General features: G+C 57.4%; 13 protein-coding genes. 5 read left to right on the top strand and 8 right to left on the bottom strand.

What is annotated here, in order from left to right; translation table 11 throughout:
* Positions 1 to 401 precede the first annotated feature (401 nt).
* From AKU79_RS08595 to AKU79_RS08575, 5 genes are all read right to left on the bottom strand, one after another.
* On the bottom strand, positions 402 to 719 hold the full coding sequence (locus tag AKU79_RS08595) for a carboxymuconolactone decarboxylase family protein (protein WP_050523195.1): 318 nt from the start codon (positions 717 to 719) through the stop codon (positions 402 to 404).
* 173 nt (positions 720 to 892) lie between these two features.
* Positions 893 to 1,900 (bottom strand): GTP 3',8-cyclase MoaA, encoded by a 1,008-nt coding sequence (moaA, locus tag AKU79_RS08590; RefSeq protein ID WP_050523192.1) that lies wholly within the window; start codon positions 1,898 to 1,900, stop codon positions 893 to 895.
* Positions 1,890 to 2,420, bottom strand: a complete 531-nt coding sequence (locus AKU79_RS08585; RefSeq protein ID WP_082223981.1) for a DUF2478 domain-containing protein — start codon at positions 2,418 to 2,420, stop codon at positions 1,890 to 1,892. Before AKU79_RS08585 ends, moaA begins: the two co-directional genes overlap by 11 nt.
* Positions 2,417 to 3,685 carry a molybdopterin molybdotransferase MoeA gene (locus tag AKU79_RS08580; protein WP_050523190.1) on the bottom strand — a complete coding sequence of 423 codons (1,269 nt, stop codon included), beginning with the start codon at positions 3,683 to 3,685 and terminating at the stop codon, positions 2,417 to 2,419. The genes AKU79_RS08585 and AKU79_RS08580 overlap by 4 nt, the downstream gene beginning before the upstream one ends.
* A 63-nt stretch (positions 3,686 to 3,748) precedes the next feature.
* Positions 3,749 to 6,421: a molybdopterin-dependent oxidoreductase gene (locus tag AKU79_RS08575; protein WP_050523189.1), complete on the bottom strand. Its 2,673-nt coding sequence runs from the start codon at positions 6,419 to 6,421 to the stop codon at positions 3,749 to 3,751.
* 133 nt (positions 6,422 to 6,554) lie between these two features.
* On the opposite strand from AKU79_RS08575, the gene AKU79_RS08570 reads away from it, so the two are divergent.
* Positions 6,555 to 7,241, top strand: a complete 687-nt coding sequence (locus AKU79_RS08570) for a response regulator (protein WP_331458379.1) — start codon at positions 6,555 to 6,557, stop codon at positions 7,239 to 7,241.
* On the opposite strand, the gene AKU79_RS08565 is transcribed toward AKU79_RS08570, so the two are convergent.
* Positions 7,214 to 10,006: an ATP-binding protein gene (locus tag AKU79_RS08565; protein ID WP_050523194.1), complete on the bottom strand. Its 2,793-nt coding sequence runs from the start codon at positions 10,004 to 10,006 to the stop codon at positions 7,214 to 7,216. The two genes, AKU79_RS08570 and AKU79_RS08565, sit on opposite strands and share 28 nt — an antisense overlap.
* A gap of 106 nt (positions 10,007 to 10,112) precedes the next feature.
* Between AKU79_RS08565 and AKU79_RS19865 the strand changes: the two genes are divergently transcribed.
* The gene (locus AKU79_RS19865; RefSeq protein WP_269430764.1) at positions 10,113 to 10,322 is read left to right on the top strand and encodes a hypothetical protein; all 210 of its coding nucleotides are present in this window, start codon (positions 10,113 to 10,115) and stop codon (positions 10,320 to 10,322) included.
* A gap of 17 nt (positions 10,323 to 10,339) precedes the next feature.
* Positions 10,340 to 10,987, top strand: a complete 648-nt coding sequence (gene torT / locus AKU79_RS19860; RefSeq protein WP_269430763.1) for a TMAO reductase system periplasmic protein TorT — start codon at positions 10,340 to 10,342, stop codon at positions 10,985 to 10,987.
* A 31-nt stretch (positions 10,988 to 11,018) separates the two neighbouring features.
* On the opposite strand, the gene AKU79_RS19255 is transcribed toward torT, so the two are convergent.
* A complete protein-coding gene (locus AKU79_RS19255; RefSeq protein ID WP_156209612.1) occupies positions 11,019 to 11,174 on the bottom strand; it encodes a hypothetical protein in 156 nt (51 codons plus the stop codon).
* A 20-nt stretch (positions 11,175 to 11,194) separates the two neighbouring features.
* Here AKU79_RS19255 and AKU79_RS08555 point away from each other — a divergent pair, with 20 nt between their 5' ends.
* A complete protein-coding gene (locus AKU79_RS08555) occupies positions 11,195 to 11,395 on the top strand; it encodes a hypothetical protein (protein ID WP_050523187.1) in 201 nt (66 codons plus the stop codon).
* Between the two features lie 180 nt (positions 11,396 to 11,575).
* A complete protein-coding gene (locus AKU79_RS08550) occupies positions 11,576 to 12,601 on the top strand; it encodes an IS110 family RNA-guided transposase (protein WP_050523186.1) in 1,026 nt (341 codons plus the stop codon).
* A gap of 308 nt (positions 12,602 to 12,909) precedes the next feature.
* Here AKU79_RS08550 and AKU79_RS08545 read toward each other — a convergent pair whose 3' ends face one another.
* Positions 12,910 to 13,593: an IS6 family transposase gene (locus AKU79_RS08545; RefSeq protein WP_050523193.1), complete on the bottom strand. Its 684-nt coding sequence runs from the start codon at positions 13,591 to 13,593 to the stop codon at positions 12,910 to 12,912.
* Between the last annotated feature and the right edge of the window lie 303 nt (positions 13,594 to 13,896).

Raw genomic sequence — 13,896 nt, 5'->3', positions numbered from 1 at the left:
CTCTCCAAGCTCCCGGTGCGCTTTAGGTACGCTTTTACAAGCGGTCGAAGGACAGATGCCCGGCGCAGCGCCTCAGCACCAGCATCGCCACAGTCTTCGTTATTACCCACTATCGCTGCCAACCGTCCAACCCCGCGCACCCTGTGTCAGCTTTAACGGCAAGAATGTCAGATTTAAAGGCAAAATACCATATTTAATGGCAAAGCCGCCCCATTGATTTTGTTGACTTTCGTATACCGCATTTAAGGGCTACGCGACAACAGGAAAGGTCTCGGACTATCGACACGCAAGTCGTGTTGAAACTCTGGGTTTGCCACACAGCTGCTGACAATAAATAGGCTGCTGTATTATACAGCAGAAAACTGCACCCCAGCCGCTAATCCTTTATGCAAATCAGCATTTTAGCCCTGATTTGTAACATCAGTTATCCAGGTGCCCGCCGCAACTGCACGCGGAAAACCAAGCGGACCGATGGCCAGTAGCGCAACCTGGTCCAGGTCTCGTTTTGGAATACCCTCAGCCAGCCCACGCCGGGCATGAGAATGAACCGCGCCTTCGGATGCCGCACCAATGGCAAGCGCCAATTTGACCAAGCGGCGCTCTCGTTCCGTCAGTTGGCCAGCAGTGGCGGTTGCCGCCCCAAGTTGAGCATAAGCCGCCCAGATCGTCGGGTGGCTTTTGGCAATGTCACCAGCAGCGCCGGGCAAATCGTTTGACATGATCATTCCTTTCAGTTGATTTGTAAAAGCGTCTAAATTGGATTTCGCAAAAGCATATTTATGGCCCTTGGTTTCGATAGGGCCCCCGTAGCGACTTACCTGAACAGCGCCCGAATGGTCCTAGGTGCAACATCCCCAGAATGCTTTGCATGCGCTGTCATGAACTCAAAACCCTATCCACCAAGCACCGACATATGGCGCTTCACGGCGGGGGCGACCATGCGGGACATATCAAACTTATGCCGTTCAGGTTTTGCCGCAATCGCGTGCCGGATTGCCAAAACGGTGGCTCTATAAGACTGGTCAAGGGCGGGTCTAAGATCTACCGATCCTTCATCACCCATGCAGGTATAAAGTCGCCCCGTGCAATCGAGCCGCACACGGTTGCAAAGAGCACAGAAATTGCACGACATGGGAGAGATTAGCCCGAGTTGGCCACCGGTTTCAGCCACTGCCATATAGCGCGCCGGACCGCCGGTGTTGCGATGCACGGGGGTCATTGTCCAACGCCGCGCTAGATCGGTTTGCAGATCACGCAGCGACAGCACGCTCTTACTGCGATCCAACCCGGTTTCGCCCAGAGGCATTTCCTCGATCAATGTCAAATCCATCCCGCGCCCGTGGGCAAAGCAGATCAAAGCATCTATCTCATCCTCAAACGCCCCTTTGCTGGCGACTGCGTTCAGCTTGACTTTGAGCCCTGCGGCCTGCGCCGCCTCGATCCCGGCTAGTACCATGCCGATATCCCCCAATCGGGTTACCTTGCGATAGCGATCGGCATCCAGTGTGTCGAGCGAGACATTCACACGTTTCACCCCGCAGGCGGCCAACGCTTCGGCGTGGAGGGCAAGTTGGGTGCCGTTCGTGGTCAGAGTCAACTCGTCCAACGCGCCCGATTGCAAGTGCCGGGACATATCCCGAAACAGGTCCATGACATCACGGCGCACAAGCGGCTCTCCGCCCGTGATCCGCAACTTGCGCACACCGCGATGGATAAAAATGTAGCTCAGCCGCGCCAAGTCTTGCAGGCTCAACACCTCGGTTTTGGGCAGAAAGCGCATTTTTTCAGGCATGCAATAGGTGCAGCGAAGGTCACAGCGATCTGTGACGGACAAGCGCAGATAGCTGACGGATCGCCCGAAGCTATCCATCAGCGCATTGGGCGACACGTCAAGCGGCATCGCGGGCCTCGGAAGCCGTCGTGAACCATTTCAACACGGCATCTTGATCCATCATCAGGTCGCAGGCCACGCCTGCGCCAAACGCGCTCCATGCCTCTGCATAGGTCGGGCGCAAAGCGGTCAGCACGGGCACATTCAAAGCCATGGCTTTGCCGATCAGGTCACGAAACCCGCGCCCTTCACTTTCGCCACGACCAAAACGGTTGAGGATAAGCAGGTCGGCCCCCTGCTCCAATTCTTGCTCAATGAAGACGGAACATTCCGCGAGCGCACCGGGATGCAGGCGGCAGCCATGCGCCCCATTCCCCAAGGGTTGCGAGATGCGGAAAACCTGGTTTGAACCCAGCGTCGTCAGGTCCATATCGGCGCAGTGGCATTCACCACCCATGGCCCCGCGGGTTTGCAGCGCGCCACGCACGCGATAGCCCATGGCCGTCAGTGTTTGGGATGTCGTTGTGAAAAAACCGTCTATATCGCCGCGGTCAAGGCGGATAGCCGCAAGAGAAGCAAAGCCCATCATATGCCTCCTGTGCCGCAGAACGGGCGCCAAAACAGGCGCGCTCCTGACTGGATTTGGTTTGTTTCGGCAGGAATAATGGCGAGCCCGTCCGCATCACCCAACGGCAGAAGCGTGGCCGAGACGCTGTGCCCAAGGCGCTGCAACACCGGAAGGCCGTTTTCATTATAGGCCAGCAACCGCACCGGAAACACCTCGGCCCGGCCCGGTTTGCGCGCCCAGTCAAAGCCCGCAATTGCAGGAATCGGCGCAAAGGAGGCGGGCTGTGCCCCCAGCAAGCGGTCAATTTGCGGCAGGGCGAACATGTGAAAGCCGACATACACAGCGAAAGGATTGCCCGGAAGACCCGTGAACGCAGCGATGCCAAGGCTGCCAAACATCACCGGTTTACCCGGCTTCAACGCAACGCGCCAGCCGTGAACCGTGCCGCCCGCAGCAGTCAACGCTTCGCGGATGTGGTCTTTGCCTCCCATCGATACTGCGCCCGATGACAAGATCAAATCAAACTGAGCGCCAAGCCCCTGCAAGGCGGCAGCGGTGGCATCGGCATCATCGGGCAATATACCCAGATCGTTTACCTCGACCCCAGCTTGCTGCGCCAGCGCCAGCAGCATGGGGCGGTTGGCATCGGGGATTTGGCCCAAAGCGCAGGTGCCATCTTGCACCTCATCGCCCGTGGAAAAGATTGCAACGCGGGGTCGGCGGATCACATCCACCCGCGCAATCCCATTGGCAGCCAACAAGCCTATATGATGTGGTGCAATGCGGATACCTGCGCGCAGCAAAGTCTGTCCCGCGACCTGATCGCTACCTGCGCGGCGGATGTTCTCGCCGTCGGTGGGGGTGCGGTTGAAATGCACCTTATGAACCTTGTCGATGCAGGATTCGATCATCACAACGGCATCGGCGCCCAAAGGCAAAGGTGCGCCGGTAAAAATGCGCAGGGCAGCACCTTGGGGTAGATCGCGCGGGGGATCGCCCGCGGCAACGGTGCCTGCGATTGGCAGACAGCACCGCCCGGCCAGATCTGCACAGCAAAGCGCAAAGCCGTCCATCGCGGAATTGTCAAAAAACGGCATCGCCTTGGTGGCATGCACGGGCTCAGCAGTAGTCCGACCAAGTGCATCACCCAAGGCAACGGACTGCGTGTCTGTAATTGGTGCTACCAGCGCCAAGGCGCGGTCCAGCGCGTCGGTGACGCTCATCATATCGGCGCGCGACGAAAGACTGTCGCAGCCGCATCCACTGGGGATAGGGGCCATATGCATTGGGTTTTCCTTGGTCTTTTGGGGAAAGCGGGGGCCAGTGAACCGGCCCCCTGCCGTGCTGCCTTACTTTGGTGCGTCAGCGGCGTTTTTCATCAAATAGTCCATGACAAGCGCCGCCTCATCCTCTTCCAGACCCGCACGCGGGAACATGGATGGCGTGATGCCTTTCCACTGCTGTTGGGTGAAATGCGTCACCTCACGCGGGCCGTGGCATACGGTGCAGCGTTCAAAGAACAGCTTTTCGCCCGGCGACATATCGGCATAAAGGCTTGCCGTCAGTGCCTCCAACCGGTCCAGCCCTAGCTTTTCGTCGTCAATCGCGGCCAATTCATAGTCCTCGATGATCGGGGGCTTTTCATAAGCCATGTTCGGGCCTTCAGGGTCCTCACATTTGCGCATGGAACACAGGACGGTGTTCGCCGTTGTTGCCTCTGTAAGGCCGGAAGACCGCTGTGTAGAGGTCAGAAAGTTGACAAGACCCGAGTTGCAGCGCCCTTTGCTGTCCAGCGACGGCCAGCAGCCTTCGTAGATGGAAACTACCCCTGGCATGATGTGATCAGACACAACCGCACCTGCAATCACCGTGCCACGGTCGTTATACAATTCCACCAGATCACCATCTTCAATTCCGCGATCTGCGGCGTCCTGAGCGTTGATCCGTACTGGTTCACGCCCCTGCACCTTGTACAAATCACGCAGGCTTTCGGATTGGTCCATCTGGCTGTGCAAACGGAACCACGGGTGGGGCGAGACAACGTGCAACTGCCCTTCCTTGGCATTGCCGAGGTATTCGTGCTTTTCCATCCACGTCGGCAGGCCGGGGCAATCGGCGATGTTCATGTTGGATATATTTTCGCAGAACATTTCGATTTTGCCAGACGCAGTGTGCAGCGGCTTGCCAACCGGATCGGTGTAAAAATCACCGTGACGGGTCCATGAACGTGCCTCTTGCGGCGCCTCTTGGCGGGCATAACCCTTTTCCCAGAACTCCTCAAACGTGGTGTGTTCTGCAGCGGCGCAGCGACTATAGGCTGCCTTGATGTGGAACATCAGGTCTTCGCTATCGGTGAACTGTGCCCACAGGCCCAGTTTATCAGCCAAACCTTCAAAGATTTCATAGTCCGACAGACTGTCGCCGATAGGTTCGATCACCTTTTTCATCGCATATACGCGGTCGTTGGAATAGGTGCCGCCAACGCTGATATCATCGCGTTCAAGGGTGGAAGAGGCGGGCATAACGATATCCACCCAGCGGGTTGCCGCTGTCCACCACACGTCAACGCTGACAATGGTTTCCACCTTTTCCAGCGCACGGATCAGGCGGTTGGTGTCTTGCTGGTGCGACATGAAGTTGTTGCCCGCGTTAAAGATCACCTTCACGTCTGGGTAGGTCTGTTTGTTGCCGTTATAGACAATTTCCTTGCCGGGGTTTTCCAGCATTTCGGTAATACGGCTGGCTGGGCACACGGTTTTCACCCAGTTGCGGCCCTGTGACAGACCCGTTGGCGTGGACTTGCCCGATTGTGGCATCCCGCCGTTGCCATAGTGCCACGAGAAGCCAACCCCTTGCCCAGGCTTGCCAATCTGGCCCGTCAGCGCTGAAAAGTTGATGATCGCCCAATGGGTCATTTCACCATGCTGGGCACGTTGCAGCGACCAGGCACCGGCAATCTCTGTTTTGGATGTCGCCAGCAATTCGGCCAGCTCGCGGATTTTATCGGCATCAATGCCGGTGATCTTTGCCGCCCATTCCGGGGTCTTTGGCGTGTTGTCGGTTTCGCCCTTGATATAGGCGATCCATTTGTCGGAGCCGACGGTGTATTTGTCCATGTAGGCGCGGTCTTCCAGACCCTTTTCCAGTACATGGAACGCCATCGCGCTGAACAGGGCCACGTCGGTATTCGGAACAATGCTGACCCATTCGGCGTTCAACACCTCATCCGAGGCCGTGCGCTGCGGGTTGATCGAGATGAACTTGGTGCCGTTGTCGCGGATCTGTTCCCACGGGCCATACATGCCATGGTCGGCCACCGTGTATTCGATGCGGTTGTTCTTGATCGGGTCACAACCAACAAACACGAACACTTCGGTATTGTCGCGGATCACTTCCCACGCGGTTTGGGCGGAATACACCTCCATATCGCCGATAATATGTGGCAAGCTGATCTGGCTGGCCCCGGCTGACCAGTCGCCGCCCGTGGTGGTGCAACCACCGATCAGGTTCATCAAGCGGCCCTGCATCACGTTGGGGCGGAAGTTGCCCGCATTGGCCCAGCCCCCATATGATGAAGAAAAAATCGACTCATTGCCATGTTTGGCCGCGGCATCCAGCAGGGCCTTGGCGGTCAAACTCCATACAGTGTCCCAATCGACTTGCACATAGGGTTCCTTGCCGCGCAATTCAGGTTTGGTATCGCCGGTTTCCCAACCTTCCAGGTAGGACTTGCGCACCATTGGATAGTTGATGCGGCTTTTGTCATAAGTGCGATCCATAACCCCGTGGTTCAGCATTTCAGTCGGGCGGGCATCCAATTCCACGATATTGTTGATACCAACCAGCTTGCCATCGCGGACAACCGCCTCAAACGGGCCAAAGTGGGTCGCGTGGAAAATGCGGTCGTTGAAAGAGTTAGGGTCGAGGGCGGCAAGCGCGGTGGTGCCCATCAGGTTCGCAGCCCCGAAGAACGCAGCGCCGCCCTGCAGGAACGCGCGGCGGGTTGGTGTGTTTAATGACATTTGGACCTCCTATGACCGTCTATTTTATTGCAGACTATTCCTTTGTGCTTTGACCTGACTTGATCCTGCGCAAGGGGGCTTGTTCGATAATGTGAAGATTTGTAATAATACAGTCATGGCTCAACACATCCTCATGATCGAAGACGACCGCACAACGCGCATGCGCCTTGCAGCCTATTTGCGCGAACAAGGGCATCGCGTGAGCGAAGCTGAAAATGCCGCCGATATGGAAGAAATTATCAGCGCCGACCCGCCCGACTTGCTTCTGGTCGATATCAATCTTAGCGGAAAAGATGGCCTGACAATTACGCGCGAACAGCGTTTGGTTTCGCGGGTTGGCATCATTTTGCTAACGGCACGGGATGATCAAGTGGATAAGATCGTAGGGTTGGAAATGGGAGCCGATGATTACGTGACCAAGCCCTTTGACAAGCGAGAGTTGGCGGCGAGGGTCAAAAACCTTTTGGCGCGCATTGCCGATATCGGGCAGGCACCGCAAGGCGCGCCCGCAGTGGACTATTTCGGGCCGTGGTGTTTTGACCGTATCCGCCGCAGGCTTGTCTCTGCCGCGAGGGTTGAGGCGCTGACCAAGCAGGAATTTGATGTGATGTCCGCGCTGGCGGATCATCCTGGCCAAACGCTGAGTCGTGCCCGTTTGGCCGAGATGATGGGGCGCGAAGCGCTGCGATCAAACGACAGGATGATTGATGTGGTCGTGGGGCGGTTGCGCAAAAAGCTGGAAAAAGACCCCGTAAACCCTGAATGGATACTGACCGAACACGGGCAGGGCTATCACTTCGTCGACCCTGCCAAGGTCTGAAGCCCTGCCTCTTTTGCGGCAGTCTCCAGCCCGGCAGCTGCGGCCAGCGCCTGCGTTTGCACCAACTCCAGCAAATCCGCGTCCGCGCCGCTTTCGGCCACCTCAACCTGTGTCAGGGCGGCACAAAGCTGGTCCAGCCGGAAGTTTGACGCAGCCCCTTTCAGTTTATGCGCGGCCTTACGTTGGACATCTGACGGAGCGGTCAGGATTGTCGTGACAGAACGAGGCAAATCCTCAAGAAACTCTTGCACGATCAGCGCAGTCGTCTCAGCTCCGAGATCTGAAATATCTTCCGTCAGGCTTTTGAGAACCTCGGCGTGGTCCAATGACACAGGGGCGGTTGCACAACTGTCCCGAACCTTGGCCAGAACCTCGGCCAGCACCCGTGGCGAGATTGGTTTCGACATGATACGCGCCACCCCAAGTCGCACACGATTTTCAGGCGTGTCCGCCATCAAATGTGCCGTCAGCGCAACCAAAACGGCGGCGTTTTCATCTTTGACGATCCGATGCGCCACCTCTTCGCCGCGCATGTCGGGCAAGTCGAGGTCGATTAATACAAGATCAAAGCGCCGTTCGGCGATTACGTTCAACCCGGTGGCCCCGGTGGCTGCTTCAGTGACGCGGCACCCTAGCCTTTCCAGATAGCCCCGTGCCACCATCAGGTTCACCTTGTGGTCATCGATCACCAACACCTCGTGCCCCAGATTGGCTTGCGGCCCAGGGGCATCATCCTCACCAGCAAGGGCAGCGTCGCCTATCAGCAACGGCACCGTCAACGTAAAGCGGCTTCCCACCCCCACCGCGCTTTCGACACTAAGCACCCCCCCTAGCGCCTCGGTCAGATTGCGCGAAATCGCTAGCCCGAGCCCGAGCCCCTCAATCCCCGCACGTTTGGCAGAGTCGGCACGCGTGTAGGCATCAAACGCATTGGCGATTGAGTTTAGCGTCATCCCGACACCGGTGTCGGCGACGGTAAAGCTGACCACCGGTTGATTGCTATGGTCATCAATGGCGTGTTCGACGATCAGGGATACAACGCCGCGCTTTGTATATTTCACCGCATTTGACATCAGATTGCCGACGATCTGGCGGATTTTCACCACATCCCCAAGCAGGGCGAGTGGTGCGCTATCGGATAAGTCCACCACCACCTCGAGACCTTTTGTCGCAGCAAGTGATTGCAATTGATGGCCCATCTGCCCGACGAGTTCCCGAAACTTGAAGTGCATCGGATTACCCCGATTACTGCGATCTTCGCCGCTGGCATAGGTCAGAATATCATTCGTGATATCCAGAAGCTCACGCGCCGAATTCAGCGCTGTCAGAATGCGGGGTTTGCGGGCCGCATCCTGTTCATCGACCGCCAGTAGATCAAGCATGCCGATAATGCCGTTCAAGGGCGTGCGAATTTCATGGCTCATGCGGGCCAGAAACTCGATTTTGCTTCGGTCAGCAGCTTCGGCCGCAGTGCGGGCTGTGTCAGAGGCCTGCATCTCGGCCACAAGATCGCCGGTTCGCGCGATGACGGCCTGTTCCAGACTGCCGCGCAGCCGCTCCGCATCGTGGGCGCGACGACGCAGAATGTTCAGCGCTTTCTCCATACGACCTATTTCGTCATGGCCGCTGATCGGGATTTGCGCTCCGTAATCTCCTCCTGCAACCGCAACAATACGGCGCGAAATATACCCCAGCCGCGCAACCAACTGTCGGCGGGCATAGAGCCACAACACAGCCCCCGCGATCACCGCGCCAACAACAATCACCACCAACGCAAAGATCATGCGCGATGACCGCTGCTTGGCGATTGCGATTTGCGCCAGACCTTCGGCCCGAACCGCATCGCGCGCCTGCCTTGCTCGCCCTGATAGGTCTGCCACAGTCTTTTGCAAAAGCAGCTGATCCTGCGCAATTGATACCTGTAGCGCAATTTTGTTGCGCTGAAGCCCGATCAGACCACCCGTCGCAACAGCCTGTTGTAGCTGCAAAAGATAGGCTGCCACTTGCTCGGCTGCCGAAGGGGATGGCAGAAAGACCACGCGGCGCATTGCCATGCTAAGCCGCGCTGACAGATCGGCCCGGGCTGTTAGCAAATCTTGGGGCGTCGTTATCGTAGGCACCTGCTGAAATTGCAGCCGGGTCGCATCGACCATACGCGCCAGTTCTGTCAGTCGCTCAAACGCAAAGAAATAGCGGTCGGCCAATGCATCAAGCGTGGGGTGCGGATCGGCGCCCGGCGATGAATACAGATCGGCGATAGCTGCGGTGACCCGAAGGCGGGCCAGATCGATTTCCGCCTCAATCAGGGAATCCAATTGTGCCCCATTCTGTGCAACGTCAAGGGCCATGGTGCGAATACGCCCTGCAAGCAGCAATTCCTGATGCGCGTTCGCGGTCATCCGAGCAACGACTACTTTAACTTGAGTGCTTTGCACGTCGAGAATGCCGGTCGGGCTCATCCGCTCAAGCCTCTGCGCCCCGTTTTCAATGCTTATGACGGCCTGCGAAAGCGCTGTGGCAATCTGGTCAAGGGCATCACTGGTGTTCGCTTGCACGAAAGCAGACGCCAGTGATCCGACCACCTCGGCAGATGCGCCGATCCTGCTGGCAAGTTCCATAGCGGGCAGGCTGGATTTAATAAGGTCATCTTGTGTGCGCACAAGATATTGGTTGACGCCAATCGCGGCGACAGCCACCATGACGGCCAACGTCGCCATGGCGCTCAGAATTTGGATCAGTCGCGTGTCAAAATTGGTTCGTCGCATAGGCCGACAGTATGTGACCGCATGTGTCTGCACAATCATAGCTTTTGCGATATTTCTTGTGTTTTTGCCAACCCATGGACGTGCTGACGCGCGACCGTTATTCTGTGTGCTGGTCCCTCATTTCAAAGACGATTACTGGCTCAGCGTCGGCTTTGGCTTAGAGCAAGAAGCTGCGCGGCAGAATGTGACGCTTTTGTTCTTTGAAGCAGGCGGATACCGCGCTCGCACCGCACAGATTGACCAACTTGATGCCTGCGTGGCGCGTGGTGCTGATGCGATCCTTATTGGTGCGGTGATTCTGATCATCCCGACCTGACTGACGCCATCGCGCGGGTGGCACAGCGCGTTCCCGTCTTCGGGCTGGTCAACGCATTGCAATCGAGCGCGGTGACCGGACGTATCGGAGTCGACTGGCGGGATATGGGCTCTGTCGCGGGTCACTACTTGCGCCAGTTGCACCTTGCAGGCGCGCCACAGAAGACCGTCCTATTCCTAACCGGCCCTGCCGAGGCAGGCTGGACTGGGCCATTAGAAGCTGGGTTGCGTGATGGCCTTGCGGGTAGTTCCGTCACAATTCTTGAGGTGTTCAGGGCCGATACGGGCCTTCGTGCGCAGCTAAACATTGTCGAAACCGCCCTCCTCCGCCACCCCGATGCAGACTACCTTATCGGCGATGCACCCGCCATCGAGGCCGCATTTGGCCTGTTCGCCACCAAAACCTACCCAACCCGGCCCAAACTGATATCGACCTATTTGAGCCACGCTATCTTGCGAGGGTTGCAGAACGGCCAAGTCCTCGCTGCATCTTTTGACGACCCTGTCCAACAAGGCAAAATGGCAATTCAACAGGTTATCTTTATGAAATCGATAGCAAACCAGCAGAGCGTCATAGGCCCAAAGGTCGAACTGCTGACCCGCGACGATCAAAATTTCGAGCATATTCAACTATCACCAGCGGATTATTTCCCCGCACTCCAATAGAAACCTTGGGTTCTCTCGACCGACGATACTGTCATGCCCCATGCCCGGCCGCGATGAGTTGACCACAATGCTCTCCCGCCAATTTGGGGCGGAACTTCGGCCAGGCGAATTGCGCGACCTCGTCGATGCCACCATCGGCGCAACCGCCGCCACTATCGACGCGGCCATCCGCAGTGAGCGTAGCCATGCGCGATCCTTGAGCAACCGATGCAAATCGCCAATGTCATCCATCGCCTCAACAATGGCGAGATCATCGACCGCGCCCTGATGTGGCGGATCGCCGTGCAAGAATGCGGCCATGCCATTCTCGCCGTGGCGCGAAATCTGGGAGAGCGTCACCATATCCGTTTGGGCAAGAACGACGGGAATACCAAGCTGATCCCCAACCTCGGGGCTGGCCTTATCTGACGGGAGGAGCGGCAAGCAGGCCGACAATCTGGGTTGCCAAGTCTTCGCCCAACGCTGCGCCTATTTCGAAAAGGGCGGACACCATCGGCACCGCGACGACGGGTTTTGATGATGTAGACGCCCCCCGGCGGTCTCAATGTGCCATGGTGGGTTTGAGTAAACCTACATTGGAGAACGTCCATGAACGAAGTTTGCACGATTGGGTTGGATCTGGCGAAGAATGTTTTCCAGGTGCATGGCGCAGATGCATCTGGGCGGGTTGTCATCCGCAAGCGACTCCGTCGCAATCAGGTCTTAGCGTTTTTTAGCTCGCAACCTCATTGTATTGTCGCGATGGAAGCCTGCTCCGGGGCTCATTTTTGGGCCCGTGAGATTGGAAGGCTTGGCCATGAAACACGGTTGATCCCGCCAGCCTACGTCAAGCCATTTGTGAAGCGCCAGAAAAATGATATGGCGGATGCCGAGGCTATTTGTGAAGCAGCGCAGCGGCCTACGATGCGCTTTGTCGCAGTAAAAAGCGAGCAAGCTCAGGGGGCAGCTGTGGTGTTCCGCATCCGCGAATTGTTGATCCGACAAAGGACCCAATCAATAAATGCGCTGCGTGGTCACTTGGCAGAGTTCGGTGAAGTGGTTCCGCAAGGGGCGGCTAACGCCCCCCGATTGATTGCTCTGATCGAGGATCTAGGGACCACCTTACCTGAAATGGCCCGCGACATACTGCGTGTCCTTGTCAAGACATTGTCCCAGCTCAATCTGCAGATCTCCGCCCTTGACGCCGAGATCAAGCGCCGTGCCCATGAAGATGCGACCGCGCGCCGACTGATGACTATCCCGGGCATCGGCCCACTGATCGCCACGGCCTTGGTCGCTCTAGCGCCGCCACCAGAGATGTTCCGGCGCGGACGAGACTTCGCCGCATGGCTCGGCCTTGTGCCACGACAACACTCCACGGGCGGTAAGCAGCGCCTCGGTGCTACCACAAAAATGGGGGAACGATCTCTGCGTCGTCTACTGATAATCGGAGCGAACAGTGTCGTCGTGTGGAGCGCCCGGAAGGGAACAGCGCCCGGATCATGGCTTGCGGGGATGCTGGCCCGAAAGCCAACGATGCTCGTACGAGTGGCACTTGCCAACAAGATGGCCCGTATTGTTTGGGCGCTGATGGCGAAGGGCGAGGTTTACAGGGCTCCGGTTGTGGCGGCGTAAGCAGCAGAGCAACCGCGAGGACGTCGGAGCGGAAGAGGTCAAAGGAAGGTATGGCGCAACGGTCGTGAGACGAGATCAGGAAAACCAGTTTGCGACACTGTGCTTTACGAGCACGCGGTTTTGATTTGGACTTGATCTTCGAACACCATAGGGGCCCGCGGCAAGTGAAAGCGCCGCATCAGAGGCCGGACACATGTCAGCACCCGACTACGCGCGAAATGCCAACCAAAAAAACCTCTTGCGTTTGGGGCGTCTACACATGTCGCAAACTTCGGGGTAGCTTGAGGGCGTCCGACTTAAGGACATAATTATGCAGCGAGGGCGGCGAACTGCTGGAAGGCGGAACGGCCATTGGCGCCGAACTGGCCCTTGCGGATCATGTGTGCGGTCTCGATGCCCGCAATGGTTGCGGCGGCTGAATGGAAGGCCTTGAAGCCCAACATCGGAGCGGTGATCCTTTTGATGAACCGGTGGTCCTGCTCCAAGATGTTGTTCAAGTATTTGACTTGCAGAACCTCAACGGTACGCCCCGCTCTGGTGAATTTCAGGATTACGTTCACCGCCTGCAGGCCAGCCAAATTGGCACCACTCTTGTCAATCACCACCCGATCCGGCACGCCATTTGTGCCGATCGCTCGCTTGAAGAACCGCCGCGCTGCGGCAGTGTCACGGCGCTCAGATAGCATGAAATCAAGTGTTTGACCGTCTCGATCGACCGCGCGGTAGAGGTAAGTCCATCGACCTCTGACCTTGATGTAGGTTTCGTCTATGCGCCAAGAAATGGCCGTCGGCCGTTTCTTGGCTTGGGCATTTGCGGCGATAAGCGGTGAGAACTTCACCACCCAGCGGTTCAGCGTGGCATGGTCGACAAAGACACCCCGTTCAGCCAAGATCTCTTCAAGGTCGAGGTAAGAGACCGCGTAGCGGACATAGAAAAACACTGCATGAAGGATCACCGCCCGTGGGTAGTGCACGCCCTTGAAATCGATCATCTTTCCGCCCCAACTGCTGACCCCGTACGCAGTGATCCTCTGCACCTGTCGCGTTGCCTTTAAATCCGGCACACTGCGCGTTGAGCGACGTTTGTTGCCCTTAAACGTGGCATTCAGTCGCCGCTCGTCAGTGTCTTTCCCTGTTTCGCAGTACGATCCGGTCAACTGCGGCAAGAAGGCGGGGCTCTTTTTCGAACGCACGAAGCAAGGCAACTCTTGCGTAGCCATCGAGGCCAGTGCTGAACATTGCCGCTTTGGCCAGTGGACGTGACTGAGCCGCGGCGATTGCGGCAAGGCAAAAGA

Origin of the sequence: Pseudorhodobacter wandonensis (assembly GCF_001202035.1) — a bacterium.
In the GTDB taxonomy this organism is placed as follows: Bacteria; Pseudomonadota; Alphaproteobacteria; order Rhodobacterales; family Rhodobacteraceae; genus Pseudorhodobacter; species Pseudorhodobacter wandonensis.
This window is presented reverse-complemented; position numbering and strand designations above follow the sequence as displayed.

Bases quoted from the DNA above. Each gene is read 5' to 3' on its own strand.
- AKU79_RS08580 (WP_050523190.1), bottom strand. From the start codon at position 3,685: ATGCATATGGCCCCTATCCCCAGTGGATGCGGCTGCGACAGTCTTTCG.
- AKU79_RS08585 (WP_082223981.1), bottom strand. From the start codon at position 2,420: ATGATGGGCTTTGCTTCTCTTGCGGCTATCCGCCTTGACCGCGGCGAT.
- moaA (WP_050523192.1), bottom strand. From the start codon at position 1,900: ATGCCGCTTGACGTGTCGCCCAATGCGCTGATGGATAGCTTCGGGCGA.
- AKU79_RS08550 (WP_050523186.1), top strand. From the start codon at position 11,576: ATGAACGAAGTTTGCACGATTGGGTTGGATCTGGCGAAGAATGTTTTC.
- AKU79_RS08555 (WP_050523187.1), top strand. From the start codon at position 11,195: ATGCAAATCGCCAATGTCATCCATCGCCTCAACAATGGCGAGATCATC.
- AKU79_RS08545 (WP_050523193.1), bottom strand. From the start codon at position 13,593: ATGATCGATTTCAAGGGCGTGCACTACCCACGGGCGGTGATCCTTCAT.
- AKU79_RS08595 (WP_050523195.1), bottom strand. From the start codon at position 719: ATGTCAAACGATTTGCCCGGCGCTGCTGGTGACATTGCCAAAAGCCAC.
- AKU79_RS08565 (WP_050523194.1), bottom strand. From the start codon at position 10,006: ATGCGACGAACCAATTTTGACACGCGACTGATCCAAATTCTGAGCGCC.
- AKU79_RS19255 (WP_156209612.1), bottom strand. From the start codon at position 11,174: ATGGCTACGCTCACTGCGGATGGCCGCGTCGATAGTGGCGGCGGTTGC.
- AKU79_RS08570 (WP_331458379.1), top strand. From the start codon at position 6,555: ATGATCGAAGACGACCGCACAACGCGCATGCGCCTTGCAGCCTATTTG.
- AKU79_RS08575 (WP_050523189.1), bottom strand. From the start codon at position 6,421: ATGTCATTAAACACACCAACCCGCCGCGCGTTCCTGCAGGGCGGCGCT.